The sequence below is a fragment of the Candidatus Poribacteria bacterium genome (assembly GCA_028820845.1).
In the GTDB taxonomy this organism is placed as follows: domain Bacteria; phylum Poribacteria; class WGA-4E; order WGA-4E; family WGA-3G; genus WGA-3G.
The window spans coordinates 135303-155488 of the sequence record JAPPII010000013.1 but is presented as its reverse complement, the minus strand read 5'-3'; the positions used below and the strand labels follow the sequence as shown (position 1 = coordinate 155488).

The 20186-nt window shown below is 48.4% G+C and carries 15 protein-coding genes; 2 read left to right on the top strand and 13 right to left on the bottom strand.

What is annotated here, in order from left to right:
- Positions 1 to 343 precede the first annotated feature (343 nt).
- From OXN25_03725 to OXN25_03665, 13 genes are all read right to left on the bottom strand, one after another.
- The gene (locus OXN25_03725; GenBank protein MDE0423963.1) at positions 344 to 796 is read right to left on the bottom strand and encodes a hypothetical protein; all 453 of its coding nucleotides are present in this window, start codon (positions 794 to 796) and stop codon (positions 344 to 346) included.
- 3 nt (positions 797 to 799) lie between these two features.
- Positions 800 to 1534 carry a hypothetical protein gene (locus OXN25_03720; protein MDE0423962.1) on the bottom strand — a complete coding sequence of 245 codons (735 nt, stop codon included), beginning with the start codon at positions 1532 to 1534 and terminating at the stop codon, positions 800 to 802.
- Between the two features lie 65 nt (positions 1535 to 1599).
- Positions 1600 to 2175 (bottom strand): hypothetical protein, encoded by a 576-nt coding sequence (locus OXN25_03715; protein MDE0423961.1) that lies wholly within the window; start codon positions 2173 to 2175, stop codon positions 1600 to 1602.
- 231 nt (positions 2176 to 2406) lie between these two features.
- Positions 2407 to 3387: a diacylglycerol kinase family lipid kinase gene (locus OXN25_03710; protein ID MDE0423960.1), complete on the bottom strand. Its 981-nt coding sequence runs from the start codon at positions 3385 to 3387 to the stop codon at positions 2407 to 2409.
- Positions 3384 to 7604, bottom strand: coding sequence for a S8 family serine peptidase (locus OXN25_03705; GenBank protein MDE0423959.1), 4221 nt, complete (start codon positions 7602 to 7604; stop codon positions 3384 to 3386). The genes OXN25_03710 and OXN25_03705 overlap by 4 nt, the downstream gene beginning before the upstream one ends.
- Positions 7605 to 7645: 41 nt before the next feature.
- Positions 7646 to 9868: an ABC transporter substrate-binding protein gene (locus OXN25_03700; GenBank protein ID MDE0423958.1), complete on the bottom strand. Its 2223-nt coding sequence runs from the start codon at positions 9866 to 9868 to the stop codon at positions 7646 to 7648.
- A 450-nt stretch (positions 9869 to 10318) separates the two neighbouring features.
- On the bottom strand, positions 10319 to 11188 hold the full coding sequence (locus OXN25_03695; protein MDE0423957.1) for a hypothetical protein: 870 nt from the start codon (positions 11186 to 11188) through the stop codon (positions 10319 to 10321).
- 94 nt (positions 11189 to 11282) lie between these two features.
- A complete protein-coding gene (locus OXN25_03690) occupies positions 11283 to 12290 on the bottom strand; it encodes an aldose 1-epimerase (protein MDE0423956.1) in 1008 nt (335 codons plus the stop codon).
- A 189-nt stretch (positions 12291 to 12479) separates the two neighbouring features.
- Positions 12480 to 13097 carry a ThuA domain-containing protein gene (locus tag OXN25_03685; GenBank protein MDE0423955.1) on the bottom strand — a complete coding sequence of 206 codons (618 nt, stop codon included), beginning with the start codon at positions 13095 to 13097 and terminating at the stop codon, positions 12480 to 12482.
- 16 nt (positions 13098 to 13113) lie between these two features.
- A complete protein-coding gene (locus OXN25_03680) occupies positions 13114 to 14292 on the bottom strand; it encodes a serine hydrolase (protein MDE0423954.1) in 1179 nt (392 codons plus the stop codon).
- Between the two features lie 116 nt (positions 14293 to 14408).
- Entirely contained in the window at positions 14409 to 15593 is a 1185-nt protein-coding gene (locus OXN25_03675; GenBank protein ID MDE0423953.1) for a serine hydrolase, read from the bottom strand.
- Between the two features lie 14 nt (positions 15594 to 15607).
- Positions 15608 to 16903 carry a serine hydrolase gene (locus tag OXN25_03670; GenBank protein ID MDE0423952.1) on the bottom strand — a complete coding sequence of 432 codons (1296 nt, stop codon included), beginning with the start codon at positions 16901 to 16903 and terminating at the stop codon, positions 15608 to 15610.
- Between the two features lie 131 nt (positions 16904 to 17034).
- Positions 17035 to 17847 carry a LamG domain-containing protein gene (locus OXN25_03665; GenBank protein MDE0423951.1) on the bottom strand — a complete coding sequence of 271 codons (813 nt, stop codon included), beginning with the start codon at positions 17845 to 17847 and terminating at the stop codon, positions 17035 to 17037.
- 186 nt (positions 17848 to 18033) lie between these two features.
- Between OXN25_03665 and OXN25_03660 the strand changes: the two genes are divergently transcribed.
- A complete protein-coding gene (locus OXN25_03660) occupies positions 18034 to 19206 on the top strand; it encodes a Gfo/Idh/MocA family oxidoreductase (GenBank protein ID MDE0423950.1) in 1173 nt (390 codons plus the stop codon).
- Positions 19207 to 19385: 179 nt separating this feature from the next.
- Positions 19386 to 20186, top strand: a complete 801-nt coding sequence (locus tag OXN25_03655) for an SDR family NAD(P)-dependent oxidoreductase (protein MDE0423949.1) — start codon at positions 19386 to 19388, stop codon at positions 20184 to 20186.

Below are 20186 nucleotides of genomic sequence, written 5' to 3'. Positions count from 1 at the left end.
TTACTTTCAACACATATATCACTCAATACCTGATGACAAAATATTTACACACCCGTATTTCAAAAGGAGTTGCTTTTTTTCTGCTATTTTCGGTATAATAGCAGCAGTGTTGTCTAAAGCAACTCAGCTTTGGATTTAAGGGGTGTTGGTAGCACCCCTTTTAACTGATAGTATTATACCATTTTCTCACATTTTAAACAAGTCAAAAACCCTTGTATTCACTGGGTTCACCGCACTCTTTCAACCAATTTTTCAAATCCCAAAACTACTTATTGCGAAAGAAAATACCTTTGTAGGAGATACAAAAGCTGCTATTATACAAAATATGTGTGGTGATATATTTTCATTGTATCGAAGTTTGGGAACCAGCAGATATCTGATTCGAGTGTTTTTCTTCCTCTAGGAGTCGTTGTATGCGTTCCGCTAACACGGTAGATTTTGCTGCTACCCGTTTCATCCCTTCTTCATAACCATAGTTAGCGATCATTTCTCTTGCCCAGAGTTCAAGTTCTTGTCGTTTTTGCTTTACTGCTTCTCTGAGATGTAGAGAAGTTTTCGTACAACAAGCACATTTTTTCTTTGATGTAGATGTCGCGATAGGGAGATCGCTCCCATGGGCGGAGGCATTTGTAGACTTCTGTGTTACAATAGAACTATTCTCTGAGTTTTGTCTGGAATCACTGGGTGTTGAAAGCGGGGTCGTTGCTGCCGAACGGACAGGACGATTATGAAAAATAAGGAAAAAAGTAATCCCACAAACAACAGCGATGCTAAAATCGTAAGAAACGATTTTCATTTTCTACTTTTCTCCTACAGAAATGTTGAAGGTAACTGTCGCCTTCCCCCCTTCGGCTTGAAATGCTTTGAGTTCGTACAAAAGTTCGAGTTTCTCAGACATTTGATCAATCACGATGGTCTGATCTGCCGGCATGATTTTTAAAGTGGATGTCACCATGGCAATTGCATCGTCAACTGTTAAGGTTCTCTCATTTGCACGTTTAATGCTTTCAACAATGATATCAATTTCAGGATGATCCCCATACATCTCTCGAAAGCCTTCAGCAAGCCGTGTGTAAGCAGAGGAGGAATCGACTGCCAGGAGATCGTTGTAATCCTGCCAAGCCTCCTTTGTTCTCCGAAAGTCAGTCGTTTCAAGGAGATTTTCTTCTGATATTTCCGGGAGTTCGACTGTAGAAACAGATAGGGGATCCACTTCCAAATCAAGTTCAGACATCTCCGTTTCCTCCAGAACTAGCTTTTCTGCTTCCATATCAGGCACTTCCGTGGCTATGTGCTGCCCTTCCAAACGCTGGGGTTCTACTGCTTCCGCAGGAGGGTCCAGCCCTGGAAGTTCTTTCCTAATCATCTCCCTTTGTTCTACGGTCTGTGAGGTAACCTCAAAGTTGGGTAATTGTGGAAGTTCTGACACAAAACGCTGATTATCCCAGCGAGCGTAGAAAAAAATACCAGCACAGAAGAGAAGTGTCAAAAGACTCCCTATACCTAATACTCTCAAATTATATTGCGTATTCATATAACGTTCCTTTCAGGGAAATAGGCGAAGCGTAACCGCTATTATCCATAAGAACAAAACGCCAATCACTTTGAAGAAAAAATACCTGGCATTTCATAAATTTCCAGATTTTCGCCTTGTTTTTCAAGCATTCTGCCTATGATTTCAAGTTGCTTTAGCCCGTTTTGTAAGTTTTCAATCGTTTTTATATCGTGTTCAATACGCTTTTCTGGGTCAATATCTGTTAGCATCTGAAGGTACCATTTCGTATAACGTTCCATATCTCGAAAGGTGCCTTTTTTCTCCGAAACGAGACGATGAATGAGCTTTAACCATTTCTCAGCAAGCGGATGGTCCTTGAATCGAAGCTTGGCATACTTGGAAAGTTCACTGATTGCTGCTTCCGGATCCGTTCCGCTGAGCGAAGCAAATGCATTATAATGTTTCTCGGCATCACTGATTTGGGTATCAATCTGCACATTACTTGGCACATCTCCAGCCCCCCCTTGTGCTTGATCTATACTGACAGCATTGTCAGTAGGTACAGGACCTTGCTCACTCTTGGTGGGCGACTGTACTTGACCTGGTTTTTTTATTTCACTTCCTGTACACCCAATAACAATCATCGATAAACATAAGAGGCCAATAATGATAAATCGCATCCTTATCTCCATAGTTATCGGAGGATTTGACATCTGTCTGTATTTTACCAAAGTTAGAGAGGTATCTTATTCTCCTGTAATGTTTTATAGAACTTGAATTGTGAAAATTACTTTTCTGCAGAAGGACTGTTTGTAATTATACACCTAAAAAGATTTTTTTGGTGAAATTAAAATTCAAAAAAATATATTTTTTTTAAAAATGCACAGATTTGATGAATTTTGCCGATGTTTTTACGGTGCCATCACCACAAGTCCTGCTTTGATTGTCTCAATCGTTACGGGTGTCTCGGACATTGGTTCGCCGTCGGCGTAAAGGCGTAGCGGGGTCTCTGCTTGAATGGTTATCCCACGGGTCTGATGTATGGAGACGGCTGGATGTGAAACGTGTCCGCCCCAGAAGAGTGTCACTAAGAGCCGAAGTACCGTCAACGAGGAGACCGGACGGATAATACAGACATCAAAAAGTCCGTCGTCCATACGTGCGTCTGGAACAATTTGAAATCCGCCGCCGTACCGGTTTGTAATGCCGGTCGCAGCAAGGAGCAAAGAGCCCTCGTAAGTCCCGAAATCGCCTTCGATATGCACAACAGGCGGGTCGTAGTAAAAGAGGGTCTCTACGGCGGCGAGGGCGTAGGAGGCTGTGCCTGCAAATACCGGTGTCCCTTTGGCAGCGCGGCGGCTGACTTCGGCATCGTAACCGCACGTGGCGATTGTGGTAAAATAGTGTTCATTGGCTTTCGGCTTTCGGCTTTCGGGAACCTTCAGTAAAGAGAGTTCCGGTGAAGTTCCACCTTCTTGCTGATGGCTGACCGCTGACTGCTGACCGCTATGATAGCACCGTCCTAAATCTACGTGGATAGGGGTGCCGGATAAAAGGGTTTGGATTGCTGCCTCCGGCTTCAAGGGTACGCCGATAGCGGCGGCGAAATCGTTACCGCGTCCACATGGCAGGACTCCGAGAACTACATCTGGAATGGTCGCTATGCCGTTCACTACCTCGTGCAGCGTTCCATCCCCACCGCAAGCAATTATGAATCGGACACCATCGGTGACGGCTTCGTGTGCGAAACGTTTTGCGTCGCCAGCTGCTGAAGTGAATACCAATTGCCCTTGCTGCCCGGATTCAGTGAGGGCGGCGTGTGCCTGTTCAGCAGTGCTTTTCGCTCTGCCTCTCCCGGAAATTGGATTTGCGATGAGGATGAAGTGGTTCATTTAATCACCGCGATTTTTCCTATTTTTTTTAGTGTATCAAATTCCAAGACGTAGATGTAGATACCGCTTGAAACATCCGCGGTGTTATTACTTGTAAGCCACCACTCTTTGCGGTTGTGATCCTGTTCGGTTACGTTCAGCGTTTCGAGCAATACACCTCTGACATCAAAGAGCTGGATACGCGTTCCGACAGGGAGCCTGTCAAAAGTAATTACGCCTTTATCAGTCCTGTTCGGTCGTACCGGATTTGGATAGACGCGCACCTGTGTCAGATCCGACACGGCTGCGCCGACAACATTGGGTGGAATTTCAAGGGGGCGCGTGGCGGCGCGGATCGGGTTCTCGTCAATATCGGTTACGTTAGAAACGGTAATCTCGTATCGGTCAGGTTCAGCTGTCAAGGGTTGCCCGAAGTGTGCAAGCAGGCTATCTGCGTCAAATACTAACAGTGCGCGTGTGCCCATCCGATCACGGATAGCAGATTTCGGGGTTACACCATCAATGCGTTTCGTTACTCGTAGGATATACCGGTTTTCGTCCCCAACATTGAGGTCCATCCGCCGGTCAAACGTCACAATCACCCAGACATTTCTCTGTAGAGATTCATCGGACATGTCAATTTGCGCGTCAACTTGTAAAGCGGACATCTCTCCTTCGGGACGGTGATAAACGGCGCGAACTAATTGCGGTGGTTCTCGCGGGGTCGCAGCGACAGCATCGGTGCGGCGGGTTTCGGACTCGTCAACCTGCGTTGTGACGGTGTACCAGTAGGTGTTGCCTTTCGTCACGCGGCGGTCAATGTATCTTGTGACCGTGAGATCTTCAGCGACTTTCTGAAAGTCGCTATCTGGCGGTGCTTTCTCTTTTTCGCCCTGTGCGCGGTAGACAGAAAAAAGGAGAGTTTGCTGCGAGAGCGGGCGGGGAGACCCCACCCCTACGGTTGTGTCGTCTGCCTGAGCGTCCCACGTAACTTGCACTGCCTTTTCAGTCAAGGGTCTCGCCTCAACGTTCCACGGTTTGCGGGTGTCAATAGAATTTGGATCTGTCGCGAAGATGGATTCAAAACGATAAATTCCATCTTCAAGGTTGACATAAAATTCGTTAAAGTCGTTCTGATTGAGTTCCGCTGTTAAAAGCATTGGGGTCTCTTCCATCCTTCGATGCCAGAAGGGTCGCAACGTTGTGCCGTTCCATCTCATAACATAGAGGTTTGGATAGGTAGCGACAATGAGCTCATTATAGCCGTCTCGATCAAGATCTGCGATTGCGAGACTGTTCCCATACAGGCGATGTGGTGCGACTGCGACAGTGGCATCACGCGCCCCGTCCGATAGCACAGCGTAGCCATTTGACGTGTGTGTAAAAACAAAGAATTTCCAGATCAGCGGTCCCGATGAGGGAAGATCGGGTAACGAGAGGAGTCCACCAACCACAAATTCCGGTTTGCCGTCTCCAGTGAGATCCCCCGAAGCGAATTGGGTGATGTCTTTGAGTGGGAGTTGCGTTTGCCATTCCAAGCGGAAGGTATTGCTGATAGTGGTAACTTCATAAAGAAAAAGTTCACCTTCGCTATCGCCTGCTACCAATTCTGTTCTCCCATCTTCATCGAAATCTGCAATAGCGAAGGTCTGCGCGAAGACATTAGAACCCGGGGACTCGTTAACTAGTACGGCTTTTTCGACATGCGCGTTTACGGTCGGGTCATATTCAAAAACGAGGAGCCGATCGTTGTTGTTATCCGCGCCAATGATCTCCTTTTGTCCATCACCATCTAAATCAGCGATAGTACCGCCAGAGAGAAAAGGGGATTCCCATATAATTCGGTTTGGATATCCGTGTGGTACCGTGCTCTCAACGAGGAAGGTTCGCTCATCGTCGGTAGCAAGGATTTCAAGGAGGGCATCACCGTCCGTATCATCTACCCTCCACGTGATGAACTTTTCGAGATTAGAGAGTCCATCTACACTTTCAACGGTGTGTGCCAACTCATATTTACCCGTCGGAAGCCGTTCATAGATTGCGAGGATAGCGGTTTGCAGGTCGGTGTCGGTTCCATTCTCTAAGTCGAGCGGACTCCCGACGAGTTCCAATAGCCCGTCGGCATCGAAGTCGGATGTGACACTTGCGATGTGGAGGGGTGGGATGTCGAGCGGTTTTTCAATGAACCCACTTGGTGAAACATATCCACCGACGACATCAATATCATAAAAAGCCCCGCCGTTGTCCTCCCGTGCTTTGAGGTTCGTCATATTCTCCGCTTCAACAAAGAACTGGTAAATCCCGGTCTCCAAGCCTAAGGAAAAGAAATGCTCTATGCCGAGATCGGTGGCTGTAACAGGTGCAAACGGAGCGAGGCTGCCTTTTCGGCGGTAATAGAGGGTGTTCTGAGTGATGTCGTCCGTTGCCCATGTGAAGACCGTAAGTCCGCGTTCACCATAAAGCGTCTCTGTTGCAGTAAGGGATATAATATGCGGAGGAGTGCGATCAACACTCAATACAACTTGGTCGTGTGTCTCTTGTCCATCCGTAGCAGTTGTCGTTAAACGGACGGTATAGATACCTTCAGGAACGGTCGTGGTATCCCAGACAGTAAGAATCTCACTGATTTTCTGTGCGACGGAAGGTTGGGTGAAAGGCGTAAAGACGGTTGGTACAGTAGATGCGCCATAGCTGAGTTGCCACGAGCGGAACTTATAGCCGCCAGCGGTGCCGATAACGGTAATAGCATCTGCGCCGCCGCTATTGGTTTCGGGGGCGAGAATGCGCGCTTGCAATGCGCCACTGGCGAGGAGCGCGCGTTCGGCATTGACAGTGCCGGCACCAACAAATCTCTCGTCTAATTCATCGCTATCTTCTCGATAAACTGGGTCGGCGGTGTTAATAAGTATATGTCGGACTTCCTCGTGTGTCAGCCCAGGTCGCTTAGCGAGCATCAATGCTGCAACACCAGCGACATGTGGGGAAGCCATTGAGGTTCCTGTAAGCAGCCGATACTGATTATTAATCTGTGTGCTGAGAATTACATTGCCAGGGGCACCGATGTCTATAGCAGCACCGAAATTGGATTGGTAGAACCGCTGCTGATTCTGTTCGGTAGACGCGACGGCGATGACTTTGCGATAGGCAGCTGGAAAGATTGCCTCTGGTTTCTGGGAGTTGCCTGCAGCGGCGACCAATACCACACCGCGTGCATAGGCATAGTCGATTGCGTCTTGAATAACGAAAGAGCGATGCTCACTCCCCCAACTCATATTGATGACGCTTGCACCGTTGTCAGCGGCATAGACAATTGCGGCAGCGGAGTCGTCATCCTGCATTCGTGAACTACCACCGAGTGAAAGTCCGGCGCGTATCGCCATAAGCGGGCATTCCCAAGCGACTCCAGCGATACCGATGCCATTATCGGGGAGGGCACCAGCAATACCAGCGACATGTGTGCCGTGTCCGCTTTCATCAATCGGTTCGTTATCACCCTCAATATAATCCCCCTCGGCTTGTAAGTTAGGAGCATCGGTAAAATCCCAGCCGTAGATATCGTCAACGTACCCGTTGCCGTCATCGTCAAGACCATTGTTTGGAGCCTCGCCGGGATTTATCCACACTTTGGGTGCCAAATCATCATGTCTGTAATCAATCCCAGAGTCGATGATAGCGATCACGACCTCCCGATTCCCTTTTTCAATTGCCCACGCCTGTGGTAATTTCATGAGTGGCAGACTCCACTGCTCAGGATATTTGGGATCGTTTGGAAAAACAGCGTCTGCCAGCGTTGGACGGAGATAGTTGTACGCGACGCCCTCAACGAAAGGGCTCTGCTCATAAGCGGCTTTCAGTGCTTCAAGAGGGACATCAAGGGCAAAACGCAACAAATAGATACGCTTCAAATTTGGATTAAGTGAAGGGCGTGCAAGGTAAGGGAACAACGGGTGCAGCGATTCGACGTTATGTTTTGCGTGGAGAGCAGTGATCGGAGCGTTGGCGTGTAACCGTTCAAGATCTGCCGCTGCCGCTGGTGTCAAACGAATTAGCAACTCACCGGGGGTTATTTCGGCAGCGACAGCAGTGAAAGGCAAATTCTCCGGTTTCATTTGAGAGAACACAGAACAGACTGCCATTATTAAAAGTAGGATGGTAATCAACAAAACCTTGCGGTGTTTCATAATGGCTGTCAGCAGAGAAGTCTGAACGATGAGAGCACCTGTCATCAGTGCACGCACGACTGATGACAAGGCTCCGGTTATGTTGATCTGACGATAGGCTATTCAAAGAGTTGGAATTCCCCATCTTTGACCCTCAGGACAATCGGATCATAGACCGCTTCCCCATTGGGATCGAAAGAGAAATTGCCCAAAATCGTTGGAAAATCCATCGTCTGCGCGAGTGCGTCACGAATCGCAGCGGCATCTGTCGCTTGCGCAGTATCAATGGCGTTTGCGAGAATATAGAGGGTCGCATACGACTGTGCTGCCCAGGGTTCGGGTTCAATACCGTATTTTGCCCGATACTTCTGGATGAAGTCTTGGTTCCTGTGGATATTAGACAGGGTTGTCCATCCTGTAAAAGTGATTGCTCCCTCAGCGGCACCGCCGGCATCTTGGACCTCTTTTGCAGTCAAATCCGGTAGAATAAGTTGAACAGTGTCGGGAATACCGAGTTCTCCGGCTTGAATGATAACCTGCGTCAACTCGACCGACAGTGCAGAGATAAAGAGGGCTTCAGGTGCCATCTCCATAATATTGGTGAGTTGCTCCGTAACATCAGTATCGCCGGTTTGGAAAGTTTCCTCTACCAGAATCTCAATACCGATGGCATCGAGCGCGTTTTTTATTTCAGTATTGCTGCTTGTGGAGTAGGTATCGGCGGCATCGTATATTAATGCCACTTTTTCATAACCGAGTTTCTCGTGCGTGAGCGTCACGCCACTGGGATTCACGATGTCTACAGCGAGCCCAGTGCGGAAGACAAAATCTCCAATCGAGCTTAGACCGGCAGCGGTGGAAACCGAACTAAAAGCGACCACGCCACTGTCTTGTGCAATCGGAAACGCGTCTTCAAGGTAATCTGAGATAGCGATGCCGACGATAGCAGGTACGCCTTGATCGACCAAGTGCTGGACGGCTGCGATCGCGCCTTCCTCCGAACTGTGATCGTCCGCGGGGACGAATGTGAGGGGCGTAGTCCTGAGCATGTTAAGCTCTTCTCGTGCCAATTCAAAGCCGCGCTGCATTGGAAGTCCATAAGGTTCGGCATCTTTTCCTGTGAGGGATACGACCATACCGATGGGAATCCCAGTATCCATCATTTCAGGTGCTGTTGCTTCAAAGGGGTGCAGCGTACCGTCTTTGACCATCAAGACGATTGGGGCATACATCGCTTCGCCGTTGGGGTCAAAAGAAAAATCGCCTAAGATCGTCGAAAAGTTCATCGTCTGGGCGAGTGCGTCACGAATCGCAGCGGCATCTGTGGATTGTGCGGTATTGATAGCATTTGCGAGAATATAGAGGGTCGCATACGACTGTGCTGCCCAGGGTTCGGGTTCGATGCCGTATTTGGCTCTGTAATTTTGAACGAAGGCTTGGTTTCCGGGGGCATCAGACGCGCTGGACCAGTTCGTGAAAGCTATCGCGCCCTCGGCAGCAGTTCCGGCTTTTTGTGCCTCGTCTGCGGTCAAATCGGGAACAATAAAACGAACAGAAGCAGGAATACCGATTTCTCGCGCTTGAACAATAATCTGCACCATTTCCGGTGCCAGTGCAGAGATAAAAAGTGCTTCAGGTGCACTGTTCATGATACGGGTTAATTGTTCCGTAAAATCCGTATCACCGCTTTGGAAGGTTTCCGCCGTCAGAATTTCGACACCGCTCGCTTGAAGTGCTTTGGCTATCTCCTCATTGCTACTCATGGCGTAGGTATCCGCGGCATCGTATATCGCCGCCACTTTTGTATAGCCGAGCTGCTGCTGCGTCTGGCGCACACCATTGGGATGCAATATATTCGTAGCGAGACCGGCGCGGAAGATATAATCCCCGAGTGCACTGAGCCCGGCAGCGGCGGAGATCGAACTAAAAGCGACCACCCCATTCTCTTGTGCAACGGGAAACGCCTCTTTGAGATGTGTTGAGACACCAATTCCGACGATGGCAGGCACGCCTCCATCGACCAATTGCTGGACGGCTGCAACCCCGCCCGCTACGGTGCTTTGTGCGTCTACAGTGACGAATGTGATGTTGGCGTCAGTATGTGCATTAATCTCTGCTTGTGCCAATTCAAAGCCGCGTTTCATCGGCAGCCCATAGGGTTCGGCGAAGGGGCCTGTCAGTGCTACCGCCATACCGATGGAAATCTCCCCCTCCATCATTTCAGGCATTGTGGTTTTGCTGTCAGGCATCATCGTAGCCATCTCGTCGCAGCCGGTAAGTCCGATAGCCAAAGCAGCAATTGCTAATACAAATGCGGAGGCTATAATTCCTTTTACTTTCATTTTCAACTTCCTTTATTTTTTTCGTAAATTAAGGGTAGTTCGTATGGTGTTCTCAAACTAACAGTTTACAGTACAAAAATACTGCGAATAATGAACCCCCTCAATAAATTGTAAAAATTAACTACACACCATAAAACAAAACTTAAATAGGTCACAGAAAATAAAAACGTTTCCACGGCTAATTAGATACGTTATTATTAACAGGATTTACGCAATTTTGACCATAGCCCGCTCTGTGAGATGGAGACCCCTGAAAAACACAAGCATTCTGGTGGCACAACCTAACAGGTTATGCTACAAAAGAGCATTCTGCGTAAGTCGTAATTAAAAATTAATACCTTAAAAACTGCTTCGAGATAAGTCTGCTGACCTAACGAGTGTAAAAAGTTTAACCGACATCCATTGTTTCATACTTGGAAGTTAGGGTCAACTCAAAAATAGGTTATCTGGTTAAAATACCTCCAATACTTTGGCAGTTTTTCCATCAACGATTGCGACTGCGATATTCCCTCGACTGTGATTAGAGAAATGGACTATCCACGCGAATCCTTGAAAGGTTGCATGAGAATGAACAGCACGCTGACCTGCCAAAACGACTTTGACTCGGGCATCCGACTTCGCGATTTGAAGGACGACTTCTGCTTTTTGCGGAGAGGGGTCATCCTGAATTGCGAGCGAATCCGCTATCCGTTTGCCTTGGTCTACCAGTGATGGCAATGCCTTAGGATCTTGCTGTGCGAGGCTTCGGAGATACGCAGCGTATTGACGATACGCGTCTCGATGTTTCTCGTAGTTTTTAAGTCCGTAAGCAACTGGAATTCGTTCATATTGTGCCGCACACATCTCCGCTGCGTCCGCTTCAAGTTGAAGTACTTTTACATAATCGCTTCTCTGCTCCACTAATTCCCGTTGTTTTCTGAAAAAGGTCGGATAGATACCAAACTCGTAGAATCGATCGGGATAGTGAGGGAGCCATGTTGTGATGAATTTTTTGATATTTTCGGATTCCGTATCCAGCACCGAATGGGAGTCGGAGTTGCGAGTCTCTTCTACAAGCTTCTGCCTCGCGATTTGGGCGCGTGTGCGGTGAAACTGAAACTGTTTCTGAATTTCCTGTGCTTCCTTTTTCGCCCGCGCTGCCCACTTTTCGTATCCATTTCGCTTGTAGTAGTCGTACGCAATCTCGTTCATCGGAACAGAAATGTGCTTAAGGCATTCGGCGGCGGCTGCGTGCCAGCGGGCGAGTCTCTCAAAGTCACCGGACTGCGTATAGCGTCTGATAAAGAGCTCGGTGGTGGCTGTGCCTTGACGGATTGCCAAACACGGCTCTGTAAACGTGAGCAGAGTTGGTAAAAGTAATAGGACGATAATTCTCATGGCAGAAGCATATAGACGGCAGAGCGGAGTCTGCCTACTACTTTAACATAAAGCGGACGGTTCCAGAGAAGGTTTCATTTGGTGCAAGCACGATCACGCCTGCCGGAATATCTCTCGCCTCTAAATTGATGGCATCCGTTGGACACGTGTAAGGTTCAAAACAGATAGCATCTCTACCGGGTGGTGTGTAGACGACGAGTTCTCTGAATATCGCGTCTGACTCCATCACCATGGTGTGTCCAGTGTCTTTATTCTCAATAAGGCATCGACTTACATCATTAACAAGTTTTACGTCCGTAAAGACATGATCGAGCTTTAGTTCTCCAAACGGCTGTCCGTTGCGTAGATCCAGCGTTCCAGCGACATCGTTCTGCTTACCGGTTGGAACGAGGACATCGTCCAATTCCCAATACTTCGCGGCGGGGACAGTAATCAGTGCTTGTGACGCATCGGCTGATCCGGTTAAGTTCGTACTAAAATAGGGGTGGATACCGAATCCTATTGGCATATTTCGGTCACCAGTGTTTTTGATGGAAATCCCCATCGTTAGTACTGCGTCTTTGAGGGTATAGGTAATCTCAATTGTGAAAGGGAACGGATACTGACGGATAACATCTGGAAAATGTTCGGAATTGAGCGAACAGACTAACGTTGCCCCGTTTTCGTCAGCGGCGTGTTTATCGACCTGATACGGTTGATTTAGCAACAAGCCGTGGATTGTTGTTGGCGACTCAGGTGCTTTGTCAAACTGATAGGTTTCACCCTCAAATTGCCATCTACCGTTGCGGATTCGATTTGGAAACGGAAACAGAATCGGGTTCCCGTAAGCAGTTGGACGTTCCTCCAGTGTAGCGAGATCAGGTGGTGGGTCTATCAGGTTAATCCACATCTCTCCATCCGCCACTTTAAAGACGTAGCAGTTATTTCCGAGTGCTGGCACGATCTCAGCAACGGCTTTTCCTTCTTGGTGTAGGGTGTAAACGTCGTATTTTGACTCAAGGGCATCAACTATTCTTCCATTGACTGCGTACCGTGTTTGCGCCATCGCTTTCCCCTTATCTGCGTTTGTGAGTATCGTTAAAAATAAGCAAAAAACACAAGTTATGCCTATATGGCGTGTGCGTTTCCAAGTCCCTCTAAATCGAGGGAGAAAAAAAATACAATGCATTGCTTTACCCTGTAAATTGGCACAAACTAACAGTTTGTACCACAATGCACAGCCTAACAGGCTATGCTACAAAATAGTTTTGGCGCACCAGTGAATGCCACGGCGGAGCACTTCTCGGAAGTTTGGGTTAGAAAAAGTAACATCGTCGTGTCCGCTCTGGAAGCAGAAGATGCGAGAATTACCGTACGCACGCGCCCAAGCGAGGACATTCATGCTGTTCGGATGATCAACGGTTAAGAGACAGGAGCTATCCTCATCTGCGGATTTCATGGTATAGGTTTCGTCACCCATCTCCCAATCCATCAGTCCTTCGGTAATCGGGTGGTTTGCATCAGCGACCTGTACGTGGAGTGTTTGCCGCGGATGCCATCCGAAGTCTCGGTCATGAATGCCGCACATATCGGAATAGACATCCCATTCGGGAAAGGCGAGAATGGCGTGATGCAAGATAACGATTCCCTGTCCGCGTTCGCTGAGACCGAGGATGGCGCGGGCCTGTGGATCTGTAGGATAAGGACGGTGGAAGTTGTAAAAGACGACGGTGTCGTAGTCCTTCTGGTTCGGGTCCGCTACAAAGGCGTCAAGGTCTTCACGGACGAATTGGATTCCATTCATACTTTTGAACACGGCATCAAATTCTTTTTCTTGAAATCCGTGTTCGCCGGTTACAACTGCGATTTTCATTATTGTTCCTCCTCATCTAATCAACAATTCCCTGATACGTGAGCACTCGGAATTGGGCATGGAATGGTGAGTCGCCAATCAATTGCGTCATCAGAATGCCGATTAACGCTTCGACAGGATCAATCCAGAAGGTTGTGCTTGCGAGGCCGCCCCAGCTGTAGGTACCTAAGGAACCGAGACTGTGCGTGTCAGCAACATCCGTGACAACAGCGAATCCGAGTCCGAAACCGCAGCCCGTTCTCTCAAGCGGTTGCCACTCGTCAGAGATATGATTCACTCTGATGAGTTCGACGGTTTTTCTGCCAAGGAGCCGCTCGCCGTCGAGTTCGCCATCGTTGAGTAACATCTGACAAAAACGGAGATAATCGGCAGCAGTTGATTGTAGTCCGGCACCACCGGAATGAAAGAAGCTTAGCGGGCCGCTTGAAACAGGGGCGTTTTCAATCACCTGAATACCGCCATCTTCCGCAGGTTCGTATAAGGTCATATATCTATCGGCTTTCTCGTCTGGCACCGAGAAAGCGGTATCGCTCATCCTCAAAGGATCGCAAATGCGGGTTTCCAAAAATTCCGCAAACGACATACCCGATACGACTTCTACGAGATAGCCGAGTACGTCAGTAGACATACCGTAATTCCACGCGCTACCCGGATGACAATAAAGTGGGATTTTTCCAAGTTCTTGCGCCATGTATGCGAGATCGCCGCGGTAGTAATTCGCGTCTCTATACCGCTGATTAATTGGATGCTCCCCGTCTCCGCCATAGATAAGTCCAGAGGTGTGTGTGAGCAGATGCTTTATTGTCATTTCGGTTTCTGCGTCAACAATATCCTCACCGTTTTCCGTGTAGACCTGCATATCTTTGAAAGCGGGGATAAGTTCGGAGACAGGTGTGCCGAGTTGAAAATGCCCCTCCTCATAGAGCATCATTACAGCGATGCTCGTAATCGGCTTTGTCATTGAGTAGATACGGAAGATGGTATCGAATTCTATGGGTTTGGCAGACGCTACATCTTGGGTGCCAAATTTTTCAAAATGGACAAGCCTGCCTTCACGAGCAATCATAGTTAGTGCACCGGGGATTTTTCCATTGTCAACCCAGCGTTGCATGATTGGTGCAATACGTCCGAGTCGCGATGTTGACATGCCGACATCTTCAGGCACGGCGCGTGGTAATCCTTCGTATAAGGTCATTAAAAAAACTCCTATATTAGCGGTCAGCAGTCAGTAGTCAGTAGTCAGCAAAGAGACCTTGTGACAAACACATGACGCGTGCCTGCCATATACCGAAAACCGACAGCCGATAACTATTATTCCGTGAGTGCTTGATAGGTTAAAGTTCGGAATTGGGCATGGAATGGACAATCGACATTAACCACTTGCGTCATCAGAATGGCGATTAACTCTTCCACAGGGTCAATCCAAAATGTGGTGCTTGCCATGCCGCCCCAACTGCAAGTACCTATGGAACCGAGACTACCTGTGTCAGCGACATCTGTAATAACCGAGAATCCGAGTCCGAAACCGGTACCTGTTCTTTCTGGGGCTAACCAATTGGGTGGAACGTGACTCATCTTAATGAGTTCGGCGGTTTTTCGCCCCAAGAGTCGCACGCCATCGAGTTCACCGTCGTTGAGTACCATTTGGCAGAACCGAAGATAATTCGCGGCGGTCGATTGTAGCCCTCCGCCACCAGAGTGGAAAAAGCTTAGGGGTCCAGTTGCAGCATGGACCTTCTCAATTCGCTTAAGACCACTACCCTTCACGTAATCATATATTTTTGAGTATCGGTCAGCATCTTCAACACGCACGGAGAAACCGGTGTCTTGCATACCCAATGGATCAAAAATACGGGTTTTTAAAAACGTCGCAAAGGGTATCCTCGATACGATCTGTACAAGATAGCCGAGAACATCGGTAGACATACCGTACTTCCATGCGCTCCCTGGCTGGTGAATAAGAGGGATACTTCCGAGTTTTTCTATCATGTTCGCGAGGTCACCCCCGTAGAGATCGGCATCTTCATATTGCTGATCAATCGGGTGATCATCCTTATTGCTATCATAGATGAGTCCAGTGGTATGTGTCAGTAAATGTTTTATTGTCACCTCGCGTTCTGCGTCTACAATATCCTTGCCATCTTTCGTGTAAACCTTCATATCTTTGAAAAACGGCACAAATTCGGAAACAGGCGTGGTGAGTTGAAAATGCCCTTCTTCGTAGAGCATCATCACAGCGATGCTCGTAATCGGCTTCGTCATTGAGTAGAGGCGAAAGACGGTGTCAAATTCTATCGGTTTGGCGGCGGCGATATCCTGCATACCAAACTTTTCAAAATGGACGAGCCTGCCACCGCGTGCTATCATCGTCAATGCGGAAGGGATTTTCCCATTGTCAACATAGCCTTGCATGACGGGTGTCATACGCGCTAATCGCGATGTTGACATGCCCATATCTTCAGGGATTGCTCGCGGCAGTCCATCATATATTGCCATTCAGGTCTCCCATGTTATTCTGTAAGTGCCTGATAGGTTAGGACTTTAAATTGTTGCTGGAAAGAGTAGCGGTTATTGAGAAGTTGCGTCATGAGCAAGCCAATCAATTCTTCCTCCGGGTCAATCCAGAAAGTAGTTGCGGCAGCACCGCCCCAACTGAAGTTCCCGACGGATTCAAGAATGTTAGGGGGTTCCTCATCTGTAACAACAGCGAAACCGAGTCCAAACCAATTATCGTGATGCGGATAGCGCATCAGTTCAACGGTTTTCTTTCCTAATATGCGGACACCGTCGAGTTCACCACCGTTGAGCAACATCTGAGAAAACCGCATATAATCTGCAGCCGTTGAGGCGAGACCGCCACCGCCTGACGGGAAAAAATTGATTTCACCGTTCGCGAGTCGGGTGCCTCTATCTTCTATTCGTTCCATACCATTTTTTTTGTTAGGTCTATACAAAGCTGCGAACCGGTCCTGTTTCTCTCGTGGGACTGAAAACCCGGTGTCTACCATACCGAGGGGTCCAAAGAGTCGGGTTTGGAGGAATTCTTCAAACGGCATACCGGATACAACCTCTACAAAATAGCCGAGTACATCAGTAGAGACTCCGTAGGTCCACTTCTCTCCCGGTTCGTGAACGAGAGGGATAGTGCTGAGTTTTTCCACCATATTGGCGAGTTTTTCACTCGGTGTCAAATCCATGACGGTATCAAAAATTTTCAGTTCCTTATAGCGTTCATCAACCGGTTTTTTGCCCCACCCGTAAGTGAATCCGGCGGTATGCATGAGGAGGTGCTTGATAGTTATCTTTTTCTTTGCATCCAAAACTTCTGTCTGATCTTCGTTGTAGACCTTCATATTTTCAAATTCAGGGATGAACTTGGAGACGGGTGTGCCGAGTTGAAAATGCCCCTCCTCATAGAGCATCATCACAGCGACACTGGTAATCGGTTTCGACATGGAATAAATGCGAAAGATGGTATCCGGTTCAACAGGTTTGTTGTTCTCAACATCTTGCATGCCGATGGTCTCAAAATGGACGATTTTTCCTTGCCTCGCTACGACTGTTAGGAATCCGGGTAGTTGTCCTGAATTGACGTACCCTTGCAGAAGAGAGCGGATGCGCTTTAGGCGTTTGGTAGAAACACCAACCGCTTCTGGTATCGCCGTGGGGAGTCCTTGGACCGCGGCACCATCAACATTTTTTAACGTTGCTGTCTGAATATCTTGTTCGGTGCCAAGGTTAACTGTTCCGCAGGCGAGTAGGGTGAGGCAAAAAAGCAGTAAAGATGCGGACGATAATTTTTTCAATCTGTGCTCCTTTTGTGTATGGTGACTGAGATTGTCATCTTTTTTTATTTTTATGGGGTAGGCACGAGATCTACCCCTACAGTGGCGTTGGTGTATCTAAATGTCCAGAATCTGTCAGGTAGCCAGTTGAACTATGGGACGTGTTTAAGATATGCCCAACGTGTTGAGAGTTTGCCGCCGGGTTCAATGCTGAGAATTTGTGCTAACCCGACATTCATTGCTTCTTGGATTTCTTCCTCGGTGCGTGCGGTATTGGAGATGCGTATCTCTTCAATGATACCCTTCAACCCGTTTGCGTTATTAAGATTTGGCACGCCAATAGTAATTGGGTCTGCGCTCTGGAATGTAGCATCGTTGGGTGCCTCGTTCTCCAATTCGCCATCAACGTAAACCCGTCCCATCTTGCCGTCAAAAGTAAAGGCGAGATGATGCCACTTATCGTCTGTAATATCGGTCGTGCCATCAATACTAAAGGCACATGCCCCATTCGCCCCGATCTGTGCGTGCAGAACACTCTGATCAACATGAACCCAGATGCCGTAGTTACGATTGCCACAGCCCGCTTGTTGTTTGCAAACCATTCCTTGCCATTTACCTGTGGACTCTTCGACTTTGACCCACGCTTCAATGCTGAGTTCCTCTAACTCCAGCTGCTTGGTAGAATTCACGACGACGTAACCACTGGAATCGCCTGGGAACTCAAGTCCTGTTCCAAATTTCCCTTTGACCCATTTAGGACTGCCTTCAAATTCGCCGTCATGACCGTTGCCAGAAGCGTCTTTCACGACGTTCCCGGCACCTTCTTCAAAAAGCCAGACGGCGACAGTATTTTCATCAACAGCGGCATCTGCTTGTATAGCACCAATGAAGGTCGAAACTATGAATACAACCAACAGACACAGAAAACTATAGAAAAGCTTCATACCAGTGATATGCATAGCCATTTTTCTTCCTCCTTTATTTTTTTATTCTATCAGAAAAGAGATTTTAAAGTCAATAGATGCATTCAGTTGGACGTACAGACAAAAATATTGACAGAGGACTGTGTATCACATATAATTTCGTGTATCCTGATGTAGGCGTACGGTGGACGTGCGCGAATTGTGAGTAGGATGCATAAGGAGGTCTACATGGCAGAACGGATTAAAATGGGTTTAGTCGGTTGTGGCGGGATGTCCGGCGCGCACATGAGGGCATACCAAGAACTCTGGTCTAAAGGGTTGCGGGACTATGAAATCGTAGGGGCGTGCGACATCGTATCCGAACATGCCGAAGAACGTGCCAATCAGGCACACGCGTTTCAAGGTGGTACGAAACCGGCAGTTTATACAGAACTTGATGAGATGCTGGAGAAACACCCGGATTTGGCGTGTGTTGACATCTGCGCGCTTCACAGTGTGCATCACACGCTGGCTGTGCCTGCGCTTGATGCGGGGAAGCATGTTATTATTGAAAAACCGTTTGGCATTACGATGCGGGCATGTAAACTGATGATGGAAGCAGCGGATCGAAACAATAAGATTGTCTCTGTCGCTGAGAACTATCGTCTAGCACGCATCCAGCGGACGAGGAGTTGGGCAATTGCGCAAGGGCGTATTGGTGACCCGCGGATGTTTTTCTGGATAGAGGCTGGCGAAAACTTGGGGAAATGGGGGTGGCGCAACTTCAAGATGGATGCAGGCGGGGGTTGGGCATTAGACGGTGGTGTACATTTCACTGATCTGATGCGCTATATTCTCGGTATGGAAGCTGAAGAGGTTTACGCCATTAACAAGGCTTATGAACCCTATCGTTACGATAATCCGGCAGAAAGAGAGGGGGGGTATGCCGTTGATGTTGAAGACGCGATGATTGCTACCATCAAGTTCGAACAAGGCGTTACAGCACAGTGGACATGGGTTGGTTCGGCACCAGGGCACCACTTCCGTCAGCACACCGTTTACGGCAGTGAGGGGGCGTTGGATTGGAACCTCGGGTTAGTACCACGTGGCGGCGAACCGATTTCTAACGACGATTTGATGAAAGAATTCACAGATAACCTCAGCGATTCGGAACAGGAATACTACTTCCCCGGCGGCGTTGAAGATACCGTGGCGATTGAGTTGAAATACTTCGCCGATGCGATTCGGAGTGGCGATAAACCTGAAGTGGACGCTGTCGAAGGCATGCGTTCTGAAGCCATCTGTATGGCAGTGTACGAATCGGGATGGTTCGGCCGCCCTGTGACAATCGCAGAGATTGAAAACTGCGAATTGGAAGGCTACCAGAAGGAAATTAACGATAAACTGGCGATTAGCGATTAGCAGTTGGCTTATGGCTGTCAGCCGTCGGCAGTCGGCAATCAGTTGTGAGTTATGGGTATGGGAAAGCGTGTTGATTGTTACTCCATCCCTTTTAACCCACTACCCAAAACATAGACTCATAATCCATTGCCAATAGCCAATAGCCAACAGCCAATTACCATTTATGATGGATTAAAACTATGGATCGATTGAACGGGAAGGTTGCGATTGTTACGGGTGCTGGCAAAAAGGGTGAAGTTGACGGTACCGGCTATGCGACATCCATGCTCTTTGCGAGAGAAGGGGCAAAGGTGCTGCTGGCTGACATCTCACCAGAGAACGCTAACGCGACCCTTGCAGAAATTGAGGCAGCGGGTGGTGAAGCCGCTATATTTATCGGGGATTTGTCAACAGAAGCAGCGTGTGCGGGGATGGTGGAAGCCGCGGTTGCACATTTCGGTAAAGTGAATGTGCTGTTTAATAACGTCGGACTCGGTGGCTCTGGAATGGTCACACAGGTTGACGCAGAGAAGTGGGACAGAGTGATGGATGTCAACCTCAAAAGCATGATTATGGCGTGCAAACACGCTATCCCGCGAATGGCTGAGGCAGGTGGTGGTTCGATTATCAATGTTTCGTCAATTGATGCATTGCGTGCGGGTTCATCAAGAAATGTACCTTATGCGGCTGCGAAAGGTGGGATGATCTCTGCGACAAAAGTCATGGCAGTTCACCACGGACGCGACAACGTCCGTGTGAATTGTATCGCGCCTGGACACCTCTATGCCTCGTTTCCTGCGCCGTATCTGAGTGAAGCAGAACGAGAACGACGGCGGCGCATTGGGCCGCTTGGAACCGAGGGAACCGCCTGGGATGTGGCGTGGGCAACCGTGTTTCTCGCCAGTGACGAATCGAAATGGATTTCTGGCGTTATCATTCCCATTGATGCAGGTTTACTCGCGGCGACCCCGCTTGCTGTTGTGCATCAACTTGATGAGTGA